At 71.5% G+C, this 16,965-nt stretch carries 13 protein-coding genes and 1 pseudogene; 13 read left to right on the top strand and 1 reads right to left on the bottom strand.

Annotated elements, in window-relative coordinates; translation table 11 throughout:
• The first annotated feature begins 257 nt into the window (after positions 1 to 257).
• From ssd to ABT009_RS11170, 7 genes and pseudogenes are all read left to right on the top strand, one after another.
• Positions 258 to 1,372, top strand: a pseudogene (ssd, locus tag ABT009_RS11140) (septum site-determining protein Ssd).
• Positions 1,369 to 2,577 (top strand): TadA family conjugal transfer-associated ATPase, encoded by a 1,209-nt coding sequence (locus tag ABT009_RS11145; protein ID WP_351291952.1) that lies wholly within the window; start codon positions 1,369 to 1,371, stop codon positions 2,575 to 2,577. The pseudogene ssd and the gene ABT009_RS11145 overlap by 4 nt, the downstream one beginning before the upstream one ends.
• A 5-nt stretch (positions 2,578 to 2,582) precedes the next feature.
• Entirely contained in the window at positions 2,583 to 3,437 is an 855-nt protein-coding gene (locus ABT009_RS11150; RefSeq protein ID WP_351292193.1) for a type II secretion system F family protein, read from the top strand.
• Positions 3,434 to 4,216, top strand: coding sequence for a type II secretion system F family protein (locus ABT009_RS11155; protein WP_351291954.1), 783 nt, complete (start codon positions 3,434 to 3,436; stop codon positions 4,214 to 4,216). Before ABT009_RS11150 ends, ABT009_RS11155 begins: the two co-directional genes overlap by 4 nt.
• Before the next feature lie 114 nt (positions 4,217 to 4,330).
• Entirely contained in the window at positions 4,331 to 4,540 is a 210-nt protein-coding gene (locus tag ABT009_RS11160; protein ID WP_351291956.1) for a DUF4244 domain-containing protein, read from the top strand.
• A gap of 97 nt (positions 4,541 to 4,637) precedes the next feature.
• Positions 4,638 to 5,018 carry a TadE family type IV pilus minor pilin gene (locus tag ABT009_RS11165; protein ID WP_351291958.1) on the top strand — a complete coding sequence of 127 codons (381 nt, stop codon included), beginning with the start codon at positions 4,638 to 4,640 and terminating at the stop codon, positions 5,016 to 5,018.
• The gene (locus tag ABT009_RS11170; protein WP_502989846.1) at positions 5,015 to 5,518 is read left to right on the top strand and encodes an Rv3654c family TadE-like protein; all 504 of its coding nucleotides are present in this window, start codon (positions 5,015 to 5,017) and stop codon (positions 5,516 to 5,518) included. The genes ABT009_RS11165 and ABT009_RS11170 overlap by 4 nt, the downstream gene beginning before the upstream one ends.
• Here the strand turns inward: ABT009_RS11170 and ABT009_RS11175 are convergent.
• Positions 5,431 to 7,899, bottom strand: coding sequence for a DEAD/DEAH box helicase (locus ABT009_RS11175; RefSeq protein WP_351291962.1), 2,469 nt, complete (start codon positions 7,897 to 7,899; stop codon positions 5,431 to 5,433). The two genes, ABT009_RS11170 and ABT009_RS11175, sit on opposite strands and share 88 nt — an antisense overlap.
• A 155-nt stretch (positions 7,900 to 8,054) precedes the next feature.
• On the opposite strand from ABT009_RS11175, the gene bldG reads away from it, so the two are divergent.
• The 6 genes from bldG to ABT009_RS11205 all read left to right on the top strand — a co-directional run bounded on the left by bldG (position 8,055) and on the right by ABT009_RS11205 (position 16,620).
• Positions 8,055 to 8,396, top strand: a complete 342-nt coding sequence (gene bldG / locus ABT009_RS11180) for an anti-sigma factor antagonist BldG (RefSeq protein ID WP_010986038.1) — start codon at positions 8,055 to 8,057, stop codon at positions 8,394 to 8,396.
• A 100-nt stretch (positions 8,397 to 8,496) separates the two neighbouring features.
• Entirely contained in the window at positions 8,497 to 8,937 is a 441-nt protein-coding gene (locus tag ABT009_RS11185; protein WP_351291964.1) for an ATP-binding protein, read from the top strand.
• A gap of 316 nt (positions 8,938 to 9,253) precedes the next feature.
• Positions 9,254 to 11,659, top strand: a complete 2,406-nt coding sequence (locus ABT009_RS11190; RefSeq protein WP_351291966.1) for a sodium-translocating pyrophosphatase — start codon at positions 9,254 to 9,256, stop codon at positions 11,657 to 11,659.
• A gap of 193 nt (positions 11,660 to 11,852) precedes the next feature.
• Positions 11,853 to 12,440: a small secreted protein gene (locus ABT009_RS11195; RefSeq protein WP_351291968.1), complete on the top strand. Its 588-nt coding sequence runs from the start codon at positions 11,853 to 11,855 to the stop codon at positions 12,438 to 12,440.
• Between the two features lie 118 nt (positions 12,441 to 12,558).
• Complete coding sequence (locus tag ABT009_RS11200; protein WP_351291970.1) at positions 12,559 to 14,109, top strand: DUF7059 domain-containing protein; 1,551 nt, start codon at positions 12,559 to 12,561, stop codon at positions 14,107 to 14,109.
• Positions 14,110 to 14,319: 210 nt separating this feature from the next.
• On the top strand, positions 14,320 to 16,620 hold the full coding sequence (locus tag ABT009_RS11205; RefSeq protein ID WP_351291972.1) for a serine/threonine-protein kinase: 2,301 nt from the start codon (positions 14,320 to 14,322) through the stop codon (positions 16,618 to 16,620).
• Positions 16,621 to 16,965 lie beyond the last annotated feature (345 nt).

Here is a 16,965-nt window from a genome sequence, read left to right on the forward strand (position 1 = left end):
GGCGATGTCACCGGTATGGGTGAGGGGGATATTCACAACCGCTGGCTTGTCCACAGTTATTGACCAAGATCCACACGATTTCCGGGATCGCTGCACGGTGATTCCGCTCGTCCCGCTCGCGGAGTTCATGACCGGCTCGGTTTCGCCGGTTCGCACCGCCGGTTCCCTGCCACTTCTCTTTGGCGAATTGGCGGCCGGTCCTCCGCGGTCACGGGTTCACGGGCGCATGACGTGTACAGCGAGAGGGGCTGGGGATCATGGCGGGAGCCATCGCATACGACCGGTCGCCGGCCGCCGAGGGGCGGCAGGGCGCACCGCTGATCGTCACGGAGGACGTGGAGCTGCTGGACGACCTGCTGCGGCTGTGTGCCGCGGCCGGGGCGAGACCGGACGTGCACCACGGGGTGCCCGAGCAGCGGGGCGACTGGGAAGCGGCGCCGCTCGTGCTGGTGGGGGACGATGCCGCCGTCCGGGTGCGGGGTGCCGTGCGCAGACGGGGCGTGGTGCTGGTCGGGCGCGACCAGGACGATCCGGACGTGTGGCAGCGGGCCGTGGAGATCGGCGCCGACCATGTGCTGCGGCTGCCCGACGGTGAGCAGTGGCTGGTGGACCGGATCGCCGACGTGGCCGAGGGTGCGGGACGGCCCGCGCTCACGGTCGGCGTGATCGGCGGGCGCGGAGGGGCGGGGGCCTCCACGCTCGCGTGCGCTCTCGCGGTGACGTCGGCACGGGAGGGGCGCCGACCCTGCTGGTGGACGCCGACCCGTTGGGCGGCGGCCTCGACGTGCTGCTGGGTGGTGAGACCGCCGACGGACTGCGCTGGCCCGCGTTCGCCGAGTCCCGCGGGAGGGTCGGGGGCGCGGCCCTCGAGGAGTCGCTGCCCGAGCTGCATGCGCTAAGGGTCCTCAGCTGGGACCGGGGCGATTCGGTGGTCGTTCCGCCGGAGGCCGTGCGTGCCGTGCTCGCCGCTGCCCGCAGGCGGGGCGGCTCGGTGGTCGTGGACCTGCCGCGCCGCGTGGACGACGGGACCGCCGAGGTCCTCGCCCAGCTGGACCTGGGGCTGCTGGTGGTGCCTCCGGAACTGCGCGCGGTGGCCGCGGCCAGACGGGTCGCGTCGGTGGTCGGCATGGTGCTGCAGGACCTGCGGGTCGTGGTGGGTGCGGGGCGCGGCACCGGGGGACTCGGCGGGCTCCCCGCGGACGAGGTGGCGCGGCTCCTTTCGCTGCCGCTGGCGGGAGAACTCCCGGTGGAGCCCGGGCTGTTGGCTGATCAGGCGGGCGGCGCGCCGCCCGGGGCAGCAGCGCGGGGTCCGCTGGCGCGGTTCTGCCGGGCCTTCTGGGAGCGGGTGCCCGCCGAAGGAGGGGGCGTATGAGCCGCCAGGCAGTCGCGCCGGCAGGCAGCTCCGCACACGCGGGGCAGGCCGGCAGGAGCGCCGGGCTGCTGGACGGGGTGCGGCAGTGGCTCGCCGAGAGCGGTTCCGACCCGACCCCCGCTCGGGTCGCTCAGGCACTGAGGGAGCAGGGCAAGGTGCTCGGCGACGCCGAAGTGCTGGGCGCAGCTGAACAGTTGCGGTCCGAGCTGGTCGGCGCAGGGCCCCTGGAGCCGCTGCTCGCCGACCCGCGGGTGACGGACGTTCTGGTCTCCGCGCCTGACCGGGTATGGGTGGACCGCGGGGGCGGCCTGGAGCTCACCAGGGTGACCTTTCCGGACGCCGCGGCGGTACGCCGACTTGCGCAGCGTCTGGCGGCGGTGGCCGGGCGGCGGCTCGACGACGCACGGCCCTGGGTGGACGCCCGGCTGCCGGACGGGACGCGCTTGCACGCGGTGCTTCCACCGGTCGCCGTGGGCTCGACCTGCCTGTCTCTCCGGGTCGTGCGGCCGCGTGCCTTCACTCTGGACGAGCTGGTGGCTGCGGGCACGGTGCCACCCGGCGGAGAGGGGGTGCTGCGTGCGCTGCTCGAGGCGAGGCTGTCGTTCTTGATCAGCGGCGGCACGGGTTCGGGCAAGACGACCCTGTTGAGCGCCCTGCTCGGCCTGGTCGGGCCGGGTCAGCGGATCGTGCTCGCCGAGGACTCCGCGGAACTGCGGCCCGACCATCCGCATGTGGTGCGCCTGGAGACCAGGCCCGCCAACCAGGAGGGTGCGGGGCTCGTCACGCTCGAGGACCTGGTGCGCCAGGCGCTGAGGATGCGCCCCGACCGGCTGGTGGTCGGCGAAGTGCGGGGTGCGGAGGTCGTCGATCTGCTCGCCGCCCTCAACACGGGTCACGAAGGGGGCTGCGGCACTGTCCACGCCAATGCGGCGGGCGATGTGCCGGCGCGCCTGGAGGCGCTGGGCACTGCGGCCGGTCTCGACCGGGCGGCGCTCCACAGCCAGTTGGCGGCCGCGCTGTCCGTGGTGCTCCATCTCGTCCGCGACCGCGACGGACGACGGCGTATCGCCGAGGTGCATGTCCTGGAGCGGGAGGCCTCCGGGCTTGTAGTGACGGTGCCCGCGCTGCGCTGGGGCCCGGATGCCTTCCGGTTCGAGCGGGGCTGGCAGCGGCTGCAGGGACTGCTCGGGGGTGGGGCGCTGTGACGGGGATGGTGTCCTCGGCGCCGATCTGCGCGGCGATGGTGTGCGCGGGAGCGGCGGCCTGGCTGATGGGCGGGCGTGACCGAGCAGTACGAAGGGCCCGGCTGCTGCTGGCGGACGGCGGGACGACGGGACCCGTCCGGCCGCCGTGGGAACAGGCGAGGGCCTGGTGTCGCGATCGGCTGCGGCCCGAATGGTGGTGCCTCCTGGCCGGGGTTGTGGTCGCGCTCATCGGGGAGTCGTTCGTGCCGGTTCTCGTGGGGGCAGTGGGTGTGCCCCTCGCCGGGCGGGCGCGGCGGGCCAGGGTGGCACGGCACTTGGGCGAGCAACGGATCGATGCGGTGATCGCCCTGTGCGACGCGCTCGCCGGAGAGGTGCGCGCCGGGCGGCAGCCCGCCGATGCGCTGCTCGTCACGGCCCGCGATTCGGGAGGGCTCGGCGCGGCCCGGGCCGCCGTGGTGGCGGCAGCCCGGTTCGGCGGGGACGTGCCGGGCGCCCTTGGAGAGGCCGCGCGGGAGCCGGGGGCCGAAGGCCTGCGGGGACTCGCGGCGTGCTGGCGGGTCGCCGTGGACCGAGGCGCCGGCCTGGCCACCGGGTTGGAGCGGCTGGAGGGCGCACTCCGCGCGGAGCGTGATCAACGTGCCGACCTGCGAGCCCAGTTGGCGGGAGCCCGCTCAACGGCCGTACTGCTCGCGTCGCTCCCCCTCCTGGGCCTGCTTCTCGGCACGGCACTGGGCGCCGATCCGCTGCGGGTCCTGCTGCACACGGGGCCGGGGCTCGGTTGCCTGCTCGTCGGAGGGGTGCTGGAGGGCGCGGGGCTGTGGTGGGCGCTGAGGATCGTACGAGGGGCGGAGGAGCGGTGAACGTTGTCCACAGGCTGGGGGCGGCGGTGTGCGTCGCAGCGGCCGCGCTGTGGCTGGTGCACGTACTGAGTTCCGGGCGGCGTGAACGGGCGGTGCGGCGCCGGCTGGGTGTGCTGCTGGGCACGGCGAGCCGGGCGGCTCCCCCCAGGAGAGCACGGGTGCGGGATGCGGTACGGCGATGGGCGCCGGTGGTGGGCGCGGTGTGTGCCGGATATGCGCTGGTGGGCGGGCCAGTGGGCTGCCTGGTCGGGGCGTTCGCCGGATACGGCGCCTTGCGCTGGCGGCGAGCGGGGCGGACAGGTGCACCGGTCCTGGGCGCCGATCAGGATGCGGCGGCACGCCAGCTGCCGCTCGCCGCCGATCTGCTGGCGGCATGCATCGCGGCCGGCGCCGACCCGGTCAGCGCGGCGCAGGCAGTTGGCGGATCGCTGGGCGGCCCGGTGGGCGAACGGCTGGCGTGGGGAGCGGCCGAGGTGCGGCTCGGTGGCGAACCTGCGGAGGCATGGCGGCGGCTGGCCGCGATACCGAGGGCCGGAGCGCTGGCCCGGCTCCTGGAGCGGGCGGGGGATTCGGGTGCACCGGCGGCGGTGCCGGTCGCGCGGCTCGCCTCGGAGGCCAGGGCCGAGTGGGGGCGTACCGCCGCGGCCAAGGCGCGCCGCGCCGGGGTCCTGATCACTGCTCCCGTCGGGCTGTGCTTCCTGCCTGCGTTCATCGCCGTCGGAGTCGTCCCGGTGCTTATCGGTCTGGCGGGTGGTGTGTTGGGCGGGGGTGGTCGCTGAGGGGAAGGCGCGCGGCCGGTCTCCGGCCTGTGAAACGAAGGCCCGCCGAGCAAGGGCGGGCCTGCAAGTACCGAAGTTCTTCAGAGATTTCCGGGGGTTGGGATGTGTGAAGTGATGCGGGCACGCGTGCGTGGCCTGTTGCGCAGGGTTCGTACGGCATCCGCGGAGCGGCGGAGGGACACGGGGATGGTCACCTCCGAGTACGCGATGGGCCTGATCGCGGCCGTGGGGTTCGCCTCGTTGCTCTACAAGGTGCTGACGAGTGGCCAGGTGATGGCCGCGCTGCAGGGCATCGTGGACAAGGCGCTCAATGTCCAGTTCTGAGACAAGGCTGGAAGCGGATCGGCAGCAGGTGCATGCGGGCGGAGACGAGACACATGCGGTGGCGGACGAGGGGCACGCCGCTGGGGCGGGAACGAACATGCCCGCTGTGAGCCGGCCGGTCCGGCGGCCTCGGGACCAGGGGTTCGCGACGGCCGAGGCGGCGGTGGTGCTCCCCGCTCTGGTGCTGTTCGCGATGGGACTGGTCTGGGCGCTGCTGGCCGCGTCCGCCCAGATCCAGTGTGTGGACGCCGCGCGGGCCGGGGCCCGTGCGGCGGCCCGCCAGGATCCCGAGGAGGTCGCTCTGGCAGCGGCGGAGCAGGCCGCACCGGACGGGGCGCGGGTCACCGTGCGGCGGGACGGCGACCTGGTCCGGGTGGAGGTCACAGCGGACTCACCGGGTCCCGGTGCGCTGTCCCTGCGACTGAGGCACGAGGCCGTGGCGCTGGCCGAGGAGACGGTGGGGGTGAGTGACGGATGAGGCGCTGCTGGGCCAGGCGCCGGTGGAAACGGCTCGGCCGGACAAGGCGCTGGTTGCCGGCCCGCACATCGGACCGTGGCTCCGCCACCGTCTGGGTCGTCGGCGCGATCGCGGTGTTGTGCCTGGTGTTCGGCGCCGTGCTGACCATGGGGCAGGCCGTGATCGCTCGTCATGAGGCGGGCGGTGCCGCCGACCTGGCGGCGCTGGCGGCGGCGGACCACTGGATGGAGGGGAGTATGCGCGCGTGTGCCCGGGCGGAACGGGTGGCCCGGGCACAGGGCGCGCGGCTCGTGCGGTGCACCGTGTCCGGCGAGATCTCCGACGTCACGGCGGCGGCCGGCCTCGGCCCGTGGACGGCGGAGGTCAGATCGCGGGCGGGACCGGCGGGTCCTGTTGCTCCGGGACCAGATACTCAAGCGTCACTGGACTCCGCGCTTACCGCAGGACGAGGCGCCTCGCATTTCGCAGCACCAGGTGCCTCGTCGCCGGGAGCCCCTTGAAGCAGCACGGTCAGGAGGCGTACGGCTCCGCGCTTGTGCAGGGGATCGTTGCCGTTGCCGCACTTCGGGGACTGGATGCACGACGGGCAGCCCGCCTCGCACTCGCAGGAGGCGATGGCCTCGCGGGTGGCGGTGAGCCACTCCCGGGCAGTGTGGAAGGCGCGCTCCGCGAAGCCGGCGCCGCCGGGGTGGCCGTCGTACACGAAGACGGTGGGCAGCAGGGTGTCCGGGTGCAGCGGGATGGAGACGCCGCCGATGTCCCAGCGGTCGCAGGTCGCGAAGAGCGGGAGCATGCCGATCGAAGCGTGCTCCGCGGCGTGCAGCGCGCCGCCCAGCTGCTCCGGGTTGACCCGTGCGGCCTCCACCTGGTCCTCGGTGACCGTCCACCACACGGCGCGCGTGCGGAGCGTACGAGGAGGGAGGTCGAGTCTGGTCTCGCCCAGCACCTCGCCCGTGATGAGTTTGCGACGCAGAAAGGAGACGACCTGGTTGGTGACTTCGACGGAGCCGTAGCACAGACGGGCCTCGCCCCACGGGACCTCGACGTCGGTCTCCAGGACGGAGATGGAGGTGATGTCGCGGGCCACGGTCGAATAGGGCGGATCGGCCTCCTCGACCAGCGCGACCGAGTCCTCCAGGTCCAGCTGCCGCACCAGGTACGTACGGCCCTGGTGAAGGTGGACCGCGCCGTCGTGGACGGTGGCGTGCGCGGCGGAGGCGTCGACGGTGCCGAGCAGTCGGCCGGTCGCGGCCTCCACGACCTGTACCGGCCGGCCGCCCTCGCCGCGGATGTCGGCCAGGTCCGCGGCCCGTTCCCTGCGGGTCCAGTGCCAGGCCTTGGCGCGGCGGCGCAGCAGCTTCGCGGCCTCCAGCTGCGGCAGCAGCTCGGCGGTGGCCGGGCCGAAGAGGGGCAGGTCGTCATCCGTGAGCGGCAGCTCGGCGGCCGCGGCGCACAGGTGCGGCGCGAGGACGTACGGGTTGTCCGGGTCGAGGACCGTGGACTCCACCGGCTGCTGGAACAGGGCCTCCGGATGATGGACGAGATACGTGTCCAGCGGGTCGTCCCGGGCGACCAACACGGCCAGTGCGCCCTGTCCGGAGCGGCCGGCGCGGCCCGCCTGCTGCCACAGCGATGCCCGGGTGCCCGGGTAGCCGGCGATGACGACGGCGTCCAGACCGGACACGTCGACCCCCAGCTCGAGGGCGGTCGTGGCGGCCAGGCCGAGGAGCTCTCCGGAGTGGAGGGCGCGCTCCAGGGCGCGGCGCTCCTCGGGCAGGTAGCCGCCTCGGTAGGCCGCGACGCGCTGGGCGAGCGACCGGTCGCCCGGTGTGTCGGCCGCCGACGCCACTGCGGCCAGACGCTCCTGGGCGATCACGGAGATCAGCTCGGCGCCTCTGCGCGACCGTACGAAGGCGACCGTGCGCACGCCCTGCACGACCAGGTCGGTCAGCAGGTCGGCGGTCTCGGCGGTGGCCGTGCGGCGCACGGGCGCGCCCTTCTCGCCGTGGAGTTCGGTGAGCGGTGGCTCCCAGAGGGCGAAGACGAGCTCGCCGCGGGGCGATGCGTCGTCGGAGATCTCGCGTACGGGGAGTCCGGTGAGGCGCTGGGCGGCCACGGCGGGTTCGGCGGCGGTGGCGGAGGCCATGAGGAAGACGGGTTCGGAGCCGTAGCGGGCGCACACGCGGCGCAGCCGGCGCAGCACCTGGGCGACGTGGGAGCCGAAGACACCGCGGTAGGTGTGGCACTCGTCGATGACGACATAGCGCAAGGCACGCAGGAAGGAGGACCAGCGGGGGTGGGACGGGAGTATTCCGCGGTGCAGCATGTCGGGGTTGGTCAGCACGTAGTTGGCGTACTGACGCACCCACTCGCGCTCCTCGACGGGGGTGTCGCCGTCGTAGGCCGCGGGCCGTACGGCGTGGCCCAGGGGCCGCGCGAGATCCTTCACCGCCCGGCACTGGTCGGCCGCGAGCGCCTTCGTGGGGGCGAGATAGAGGGCGGTCGCGCCCCGCCCGTTGGGTGCGTCGGAGCCGTCGAGCAGGGTGCTGAGGACCGGTACGAGATAGCCGAGGGACTTCCCGGACGCGGTACCGGTGGAGACGACCACGCACTCGCCGTCCAGGGCGTGCTCCGCGGCGAGTGCCTGATGGGACCAGGGGTGCTCGATCCCGGCTGCCTGCACGGCCGCGATCACCTCCGGGCGGACACGGTCCGGCCAGATGGCATGGCGCCCCGCTCTCGGGGGCAAGTGCTCCGTATGAGTGATACGGGAAGCCCGGCTCGGGCCCGGGGCGAGCCGGTCCAGGACAGCACGCGGGGAGGGGCGCACCGTGGTGTCCCCCGTGCGTCGATCGGATCGGTGATTCTTGGCCATCGGCATCGAGTGTGTCACTGGGGTGACGGACAATGGCCTAAGGCGTCGTACACGCCTGCCAGTAAGTGATTGAATGCCATCGCGGCTGGCGATCCGTCCCGGGGGCTCAAGCCGAGGTGTCCCTAGGGGCGACCGCTCGATAGCAAGGTGCTGGAGGATCCGTGGACCTGTCCCTGTCGACCCGTACCGTCGGCGATCGTACGGTCGTCGAGGTCGGTGGCGAAATTGATGTATATACCGCGCCCAAGCTGCGCGAGCAGCTGGTCGAGCTGGTGAACGACGGCAATTTCCACCTCGTCGTCGACATGGAGGGCGTGGACTTCCTCGACTCCACCGGGCTCGGCGTGCTGGTTGGCGGGCTGAAGCGGGTGCGCGCCCATGAGGGCTCGCTGCGCCTCGTCTGCAACCAGGAGCGCATTCTGAAGATCTTCCGGATCACCGGTCTGACGAAGGTGTTCCCGATCCACACCTCGGTCGAGGAAGCGGTCGCGGCCACCGACTGAGCCGGTCTCCCGGGCCTGGACCCGGGTGGCACAAGCAGGGGGACCGGGCCGTCGGCGGCCCGGTCTTCCGAGAGCACGCCCATACGTCCGAGGGGGATGCATGGCCACCGTTGAACTCCGCTTCAGCGCGCTGCCCGAGCATGTCAGGACCGCCCGACTCGTGGCGGCAGCAGTGGCGCGCAGGGCTGGGGTGGACGAGGCCGTTCTCGACGAGGTAAGGCTCGCCGTCGGCGAGGCCTGCACCCGAGCCGTCGGGCTGCACCAGAACGGCGGCGTCACCGCGCCGGTGAGGGTGCTGCTGACCGAGGAGGAGAAGCAGTTCTCCATCGAGGTCGGTGACGAGGTGCCGCATGCGGCCGCCTCTCACGGGGCGCCAGGCGAGGACGGCGTAGGGGCCGACGAGCCCGAGCCGGAAGAGGACGAGATGGGCCTCGCCGTCATCAGCGGTCTCGTGGACGACGTCGAGGTGAGCGCCGACGAGCACGGCGGCCTGATCCGGATGAGCTGGCCGACCACCTCCGCGACGACGGTACTGCCATGATCGTCAGCGGTGATCGAATGAAACCCCTCGCCGTCCCCGGGTGAGGGACGCGCCTTCTGATCGTTTTTCTTTTCAGGCCCTGTTGAACAGGGCCTTTTTCATTTTCCTAGATCACTCCCCAGGTCAATCATTAGATCATTCGCGCGACGTCAATGCTTTCAGGGCGTTACTCCGTTTGGATGTAGTCGGCATTGAGGGATCATTTACTGAAGAGCACATCAAGGTCGATTCCGTTTGTCGCGCTCTGTTTTGATCAGGGCCTGGTACCTACAATCCGTCCACATCTTGAGCTCAGCCCAAGCGTCAAGGAGGACGAATGGCGGGGCTTTCTACCCCTCATCAGCTGGACCACCCCTCAACCTTCGCAGCCGCGGTACTGACCGACGACAACCGGCTCATCGTGACGGTCATCGCGGCCGTCGCGCTCGCGGCTCTGGTGGTCGCCGGAGTACTGGTGCGCCAGGTGCTCGCGGCAGGCCAGGGCACCGACACCATGAAGAAGATCGCGGCGGCGGTCCAGGAAGGCGCGAATGCCTATCTGGCCCGGCAGCTGCGCACGCTCGCGGTATTCGCCGTCGTGGTGTTCTTCCTGCTCATGCTGCTGCCCGCGGACGACTGGAATCAGCGCGCCGGACGCTCGGTGTTCTTCCTGATCGGCGCGGCATTCTCGGCGGCCACCGGCTATATCGGCATGCAGCTCGCTGTACGGAGCAATGTGCGGGTGGCAGCCGCCGCCCGCGAAGCGACTCCCGCAGAAGGAGAACCGGAAAAAGATCTGACGGCCGTCTCGCACAAAGCCATGAAGATCGCGTTCCGTACCGGCGGCGTCGTCGGCATGTTCACGGTGGGGCTCGGTCTGCTCGGCGCCTCCTGTGTGGTGCTGGTGTACGCGGCCGACGCGCCGAAGGTGCTGGAGGGCTTCGGTCTCGGCGCCGCGCTGATCGCGATGTTCATGCGTGTCGGCGGCGGCATCTTCACCAAGGCCGCCGACGTCGGCGCCGACCTGGTCGGCAAGGTCGAGCAGGGCATTCCGGAGGACGACCCGCGTAATGCCGCGACCATCGCCGACAATGTGGGCGACAACGTCGGCGACTGCGCAGGTATGGCCGCGGACCTCTTCGAGTCGTACGCCGTGACGCTGGTCGCCGCGCTGATCCTCGGCAAGGCGGCCTTCGGCGACTCCGGACTCGCCTTCCCGCTGATCGTCCCGGCGATCGGCGTCGTGACGGCGATGATCGGCATCTTCGCGGTGGCGCCCCGCCGCGCGGACCGCAGCGGCATGACCGCGATCAACCGCGGGTTCTTCATCTCCGCGCTGATCTCGCTCGCGCTGGTGGCCGCCGCGGTCTTCATCTACCTGCCGTCCTCGTACGCCGACCTGAAGGGCGTCACCGACGCGGCGATCCAGGCCAAGAGCGGTGATCCGCGGGTCCTCGCACTGGTCGCCGTGGCGATCGGCATCGTCCTGGCCGCGCTGATCCAGCAGCTCACCGGCTACTTCACCGAGACCAGCCGGCGGCCCGTACGGGACATCGGCAAGACGTCGCTCACCGGCCCGGCCACCGTCGTCCTCGCCGGTATCTCCCTCGGTCTCGAATCGGCTGTCTACACCGCGCTGCTGATCGGCCTGGGCGTGTACGGGGCGTTCCTGCTCGGCGGTACGTCGATCATGCTGGCGCTCTTCGCGGTGGCGCTGGCCGGCACCGGTCTGCTCACGACGGTCGGCGTGATCGTCGCCATGGACACCTTCGGTCCGGTCTCCGACAACGCGCAGGGCATCGCCGAGATGTCCGGCGACGTCACGGGCGCGGGCGCCCAGGTGCTCACCGACCTGGACGCCGTGGGCAACACGACGAAGGCCATCACCAAGGGCATCGCCATCGCCACGGCGGTCCTCGCGGCGTCGGCGCTCTTCGGCTCGTACCGGGACGCGATCGTCACCGCCGCGCAGGAGGTCGGCGAGAGCGTCACCGGCAGGAACGCACCGATGAACCTGCTGATGGACATCTCGCAGCCCAACAACCTGGTGGGTCTGATCGCCGGTGCGGCCGTCGTCTTCCTCTTCTCCGGTCTCGCCATCAACGCGGTGTCGCGGTCGGCGGGCGCGGTGGTCTACGAGGTGCGGCGGCAGTTCCGCGAGCACCCCGGGATCATGGACTACACGGAGAAGCCGGAGTACGGGCGCGTCGTCGACATCTGCACCAAGGACGCGCTGCGCGAGCTCGCGACGCCGGGGCTGCTCGCCGTGATGGCGCCGATCGCGATCGGGTTCACGCTCGGTGTCGGCGCGCTCGGTGCGTATCTCGCGGGCGCGATCGGCACGGGCACGCTGATGGCGGTCTTCCTCGCCAATTCCGGAGGTGCCTGGGACAACGCGAAGAAGCTCGTCGAGGACGGCCACCACGGCGGCAAGGGCAGCGAGGCCCATGCCGCGACGGTGATCGGCGACACGGTCGGCGACCCCTTCAAGGACACCGCCGGGCCGGCGATCAACCCGCTGCTGAAGGTGATGAACCTGGTGGCGCTGCTCATCGCGCCCGCAGTAGTCAAATTCAACTATGGCGACGATGCCAGTCTCGGTATCCGGGTGCTCATCGCGGCGGTGGCCATCGTCGTCATCGTCGGTGCGGTGTACGTATCGAAGCGGCGAGGGATCGCTGTGGGTGACGAAGACAACGCCGAGCGGTCGTCCAAGCCGGCCGATCCGGCGGTGGTTTCCTGACGTCTGGTCAGAACACCTGATCAGGCGGGGCTCGAAGGGCGGGCGTGCGACGCGTTACTGCGCGTCGCACGCCCGTTTCTGTGCGCTCGTGACCCTTCTCTCCCTTGGTGCAAATGGCTTCAATAGCGTTCATATCGGACGTCCGACATGAGATAGTCGCCCACTTGGCGTGTAAGTTCCGGGGCCGAGAGCCATGGAAGGGACCAATCCGGTGAACAAGAAGCTCGCTGCCGCACTGTCCGGCGGTGCGGTACTGGTACTGGCGCTGTCGGGATGCAGTAACGACAGCAACGAGGAGCTGGACGCCTGGGCCAAGTCGGTCTGTGACGCGGTGAAGCCGCAGGCGAAGGCGATCGAGGACGCCAACGCCGCGATCCAGAAGCAGACCTCGGACAACAGCACGCCGGAGGATGTCCAGAAGACCGACTCCCAGGCCTTCCAGGACATGTCGGACGCATACAAGGCGATCGGCGCTGCCGTAGACAAGGCCGGTTCGCCGCCGGTCGACAACGGCGACAAGAAGCAGCAGGACGCCGTCAAGGAGCTCAAGAGCATCTCCGCGTCGTACGCCGACCTGAAGAAGAAGGTCGACGACCTCAACACCGACGACCAGGCGAAGTTCGCCGACGGCCTCAAGGACATCGCGAGCCAGCTGGACAAGCTCAGCAAGAGCGGCAACGACGCCCTGGAGAAGCTCGAGGAGGGCGACGTCGGGAAGGCGATGCAGCGGCAGGCCAGCTGCAAGAGTGCGTCTTCCTCGCCGGCGGCTACGCAGGGCTGACGCGCGCCGCCCCTTTCGGGGGCGGCTTGGTCGCCCCGAGCCCGGGACCCACAGCGGTGCGGGCACGCCGGTCCACAGCGGTGAGGGTGGCGCGCCCTTCTGCGTTCTGGACGACACAATGGGTCGCGTGAGTACCGCCAGTCAGTCCTCCCTGTCCTCCTTGCCCTCGCCCGGTCGGGCCGACGTCGCCGCTCGGCTGCGCGACGCCCTCCTGGCCGCCGATTTCACCGCCGACGGGCTGCTCGAGCTGCTCGGCGCCCCCGCGTACGCGGCGCTGGCGCGCAGCGAGACGGTCCCCGCCCTGCGCGCCACCCGCGGGGACACACCGCTGGAAGGGCTCGTACGGCTCTTCCTGCTGCAGCAGCCGGTGGCGCACGCGCGCGTGGCGGACGTTTTGCCGGTCGAGGAGTGCCTCGACAGCGGGTGGCTGGTCCGGGTGGGCGGCCACGAGGTCGCGGCGACGGTGGATGTGCGGCCGTACGGCGGGCCGGACGGCGAGGACTGGTTCATCGTGTCGGACCTCGGGTGCGCGGTCGGCGGTGCCGGGGGTATCGGCAACCGCGACGAGGGCGTCGTACTGGGGGTCGGCGGGGCGTCCACGACGCTGGCCGGTATCACGGTGCGCACGCCCGTAGCGTCGGCCCTGGACCTCGGTACCGGCTCCGGCATCCAGGCGCTGCACGCCGCCCAGCACGCGACCCGGGTGACGGCGACCGACCTCAACCCCCGGGCGCTGCACATCACCCGGCTCACGCTCGCGCTGTCCGGGGCCCCGGAGGCGGATCTGCGCCAGGGCTCGCTCTTCGAGCCGGTGGCCGACGAGACGTACGACCTGATCGTGTCCAACCCGCCGTTCGTGATCTCGCCACTCTCTCCCGAAGGGTCTCGGCTCACCTACCGGGACGGCGGGATGGGCGGGGACGACCTGTGCCGGACACTCGTCCGGCAGGCGGGGGAGCGGCTGAACCCGGGCGGGTACGCGCAGTTCCTCGCCAACTGGCAGCACGTGGAGGGCGAGGAGTGGACCGACCGGCTCCGCTCCTGGGTGCCGCGCGGCTGCGACGCCTGGATCGTGCAGCGAGAGGTGCAGGACATCACGCAGTACGCCGAGCTGTGGCTGCGCGACGCGGGCGACCACCGCACGGACCCGGCCGAGTACGCCGCGCGCTACGACGCATGGCTCGACGAGTTCGAGGCCCGCAAGACCAGGTCCGTCGGCTTCGGATGGATCACGCTGCACAGGACGGACGCGGCGGAACCCGCCATCACGGTGGAGGAGTGGCCGCACTCCGTCGAACAGCCGCTCGGCGAGGCCGTGCGGCGGCACTTCGAGCGCCAGGACTATCTGCGGACGCACGACGACGCGGCGCTGCTCACCTCGCACTTCGCACTCGCCGCCGAGGTGGTGCAGGAGCAGGTCGGGCTGCCCGGAGCCGAGGACCCCGAGCATGTGGTGCTGCGTCAGCACCGCGGGATGCGGCGGGCGACCAAGGTGGACACGGTCGGCGCCGGATTCGCGGGCGTGTGCGACGGCACGCTGAGCGCGGGACGCATCCTCGACGCGATCGCCCAACTGGTTGGCGAGGACCCCGTGTCGCTGCGCGACCGGACGCCCGCTCAGATCCGGCTGCTGATCGAGCAGGGGTTCCTGGAGCCGGCGATTCCGTAGACGCTCCGCGGCGTCTCCTACCGCAACGGGCCGATTCCTGCCGTAGCGCGCCGTTGCCGCTGGGGCTGGACCTCGCCAGTGGGGCTGGCGGGTCCGGTATGACGGGATTGGTCCGTAAAAGGTCTCCTGTCAGTGGCGTCTGCGAAGCTACCTTCTTGAGACAAGCTCCACGCGTCCTCGGGGGAGGCGCGCTGTCTCGGGGGAGGCGCCATGGCGGGGGAGACGCCGGATCACGGTGAAGGCAGGGTCATCAACGGCCGGTACCGGCTGCTGAGGACGCTGGGCGCGGGCGGCATGGGGCGCGTCTGGCTCGCGTACGACGAGGAGCTGGCCTGCGAGGTCTCCATGAAGGAGATCGCCATGCCGGACGTGCCGATGGACGCATCGGAGCCCGCGCAGCGCATCGCTCGGGCGCGCAGCGAGGCCCGGCATGCGGCGCGGTTGCGGGGCCATCCGCATGTGGCGACGGTGCACGACGTGCTGCTGCACGAGGGGCTGCCATGGATCGTCATGGAGTACGTGCCGGACGCGGTCGATCTCGGGGCACTCGTCCGCCGTTCGGGACCGCGGACGCCCGAGCAGACGGCCCGGATCGGGCTCGCGGTGCTGGACGCGCTCACCGCCGGGCATCGCATCGGCATCCTGCACCGGGATGTGAAACCGGCCAACATCCTTCTCGCGCCGGACGCTTCGGGCGATCCGCACGCGCGCGTGCTCCTCACGGACTACGGCATCGCGCTGCAGCCGGAGTCGAGGGAGCCCCGGCTGACCGCGACCGCGGGGATCCTCGGAACTCCCGGCTATCTGGCGCCCGAACGCGCGCGTGGCGAGCCGCCGACGCCCGCGGCGGACCTCTTCTCGCTGGGCGCCACGCTGTATCAGGCCGTGGAGGGCCGAGGCCCATTCGACCGCAACGACGAGTACTCGACGCTGACCGCCCTGCTCACCGAGGATCCCCATCCGCCGCAGCGCGCCGGTCAACTCGCGCCCGTGCTACACGGGTTGCTCATCAAGGACCCGGTGCGGCGGTCGGCTCCCGAGGCCGTGGCCCGTGGCCTGGAGCGGGTCCTCCAGGGGCCGGCGGGCGGTTTCTTCGGGCCTCCACCGGTGGTGACGCCCGTGCCGGGGTCGACGCCCGGACAGGGCGGATGGGCACCCGGACCGACGCCGGACGGATCCGGCCATGCGGTGGGCCATGCGGCAGGACACGCATCGGGGTACGGATCCGGGCCGAGGACTCCGGTTACGCCCGGACCGGTGGGCGCCGGCACCCCGCAGACGCCGCAGTCCGCCCCGGCCGCGCAGACGCCGCACACACCGCAGACCCCGGCATCCGGACCGAGCACACCGGGTGGGCCGCAGGTGGGAGCGCCCATGGGCACGCCGTTCGGCTCATCGGCGCCCGCGCAGGGCGGCGCCTCCGGGTACGAGGGATGGAATCCCTACGCGGTCGGGTCCGGTGTCCCCGGGTCGCCCTATTCCGGTTCCGGTTCCCCTTATTCGGGGGTGGCGGGGCCTCAGTTCGGCGGGCCCGGGCAGACCGGGGGCCCGGGCGGTCCGGGCCCGGGCAGCCCAGGGCCGGGCGGACCAGGCGGCCCGCGCCGCCGGCTGCCCGCCGCGTCCGTCGTCGCGATCGTGATCGCCGTCGTGCTCTCCATCGGCACCGGAACCTGGGCGGCTCTCTCGTTCGGCGGCGGGGGCGGCGACGGAGGAAAGGGCGGAGGTAAGAAGGACACGAGTGCGAAGCAATCGGCATCGCCGAGCGTCTCCGACTCGCCGACCGGCCCTGCGTATCCGTACGGCGAGAAGGTGGGGCTGACCAAGCGGTTGCAGGTCGGAGACTGTGTGAACGCCGTCTGGTCCGGAGACGCGTTCAAGTCCGTGCCCAACCTCGGCGTCGTGGACTGCGCGGAGGACGTTCCGGACGGGCAGGTCGTCGCCGTCGACATCGCCAAGGACTACGACGAGGCCCTCAGCGAGGGCGCGAGGCGCTGCGAGCAGCAGACCGAGGAGATAGCGACGGCCATGCCCGACGCCGGCTCCTACGCCCTCAAGCCGGCGAAGGACGGGTTCGTGGCGGCCGGTGGCGGCACGGTATGTCTGGTACTGGGACGCCATGTCCCGATCGGCGGTGAAGTAGGCAAGTTCCGCGACGCGGGCACGAATTTGTGGGTCAGCCAGATGAGCATGGGGGACTGCTGGAACTACGTCGAGGAGAAGGACACTTACAAGGCACCGCTCGTCGACTGCGCCCAACCGCACACCGACCAGGTCATCGGGATGGTCCCGGCGCCGGACGACATGGAGCACAAGAAGGCACTCGACAACGCCAACAAGCTCTGCCAGAACAAGTTCGAGTCGACTTGGGCGTCCGGCGCCGAGCTCGCGGTGTACGGCTGGATTCCAGGCAAGGACGACTGGGACGCGGGGTTCACCAAGGCCGTGTGCACGGTGGGCAGGGCGGACGGCGAGAAGACGAGCGGGAAGATACCGGCGCCGGGCGCGGTCTGAACCGGACGGGCGTCGAGCGTGGTCTGAACCGGACGGGCGTCGAGCGTGGTCTGAACGGGCCGGGGGGCGGGTGCGGTCTGAACCGGACGGGCCCTCGAGCTGCTCGCGCAACCACGCCGGAGCCGCAGGCGGCCCCCCGCTCCCTCCGCCCCTCCGAGTGCGCGCCAGCACGCCGTCCGCTGTTCACTTCGGGTTCGCGCCGTGGCTGTCCGGCTGTGCCAGCCTCCCGCTCTGGACCGAGTCGGTCCGGGTGGCTCCAGGAAGCCAAGGGCCGGCCCAGGCCAGCAGAGCGGCAGCCCGGGCAGTCACCTATGAGTCCCAGGGAGCCAACGCTGTCCCAGGGAG

Origin of the sequence: Streptomyces sp. NPDC002896, assembly GCF_040295225.1 — a bacterium.
In the GTDB taxonomy this organism is placed as follows: Bacteria; Actinomycetota; Actinomycetes; order Streptomycetales; family Streptomycetaceae; genus Streptomyces.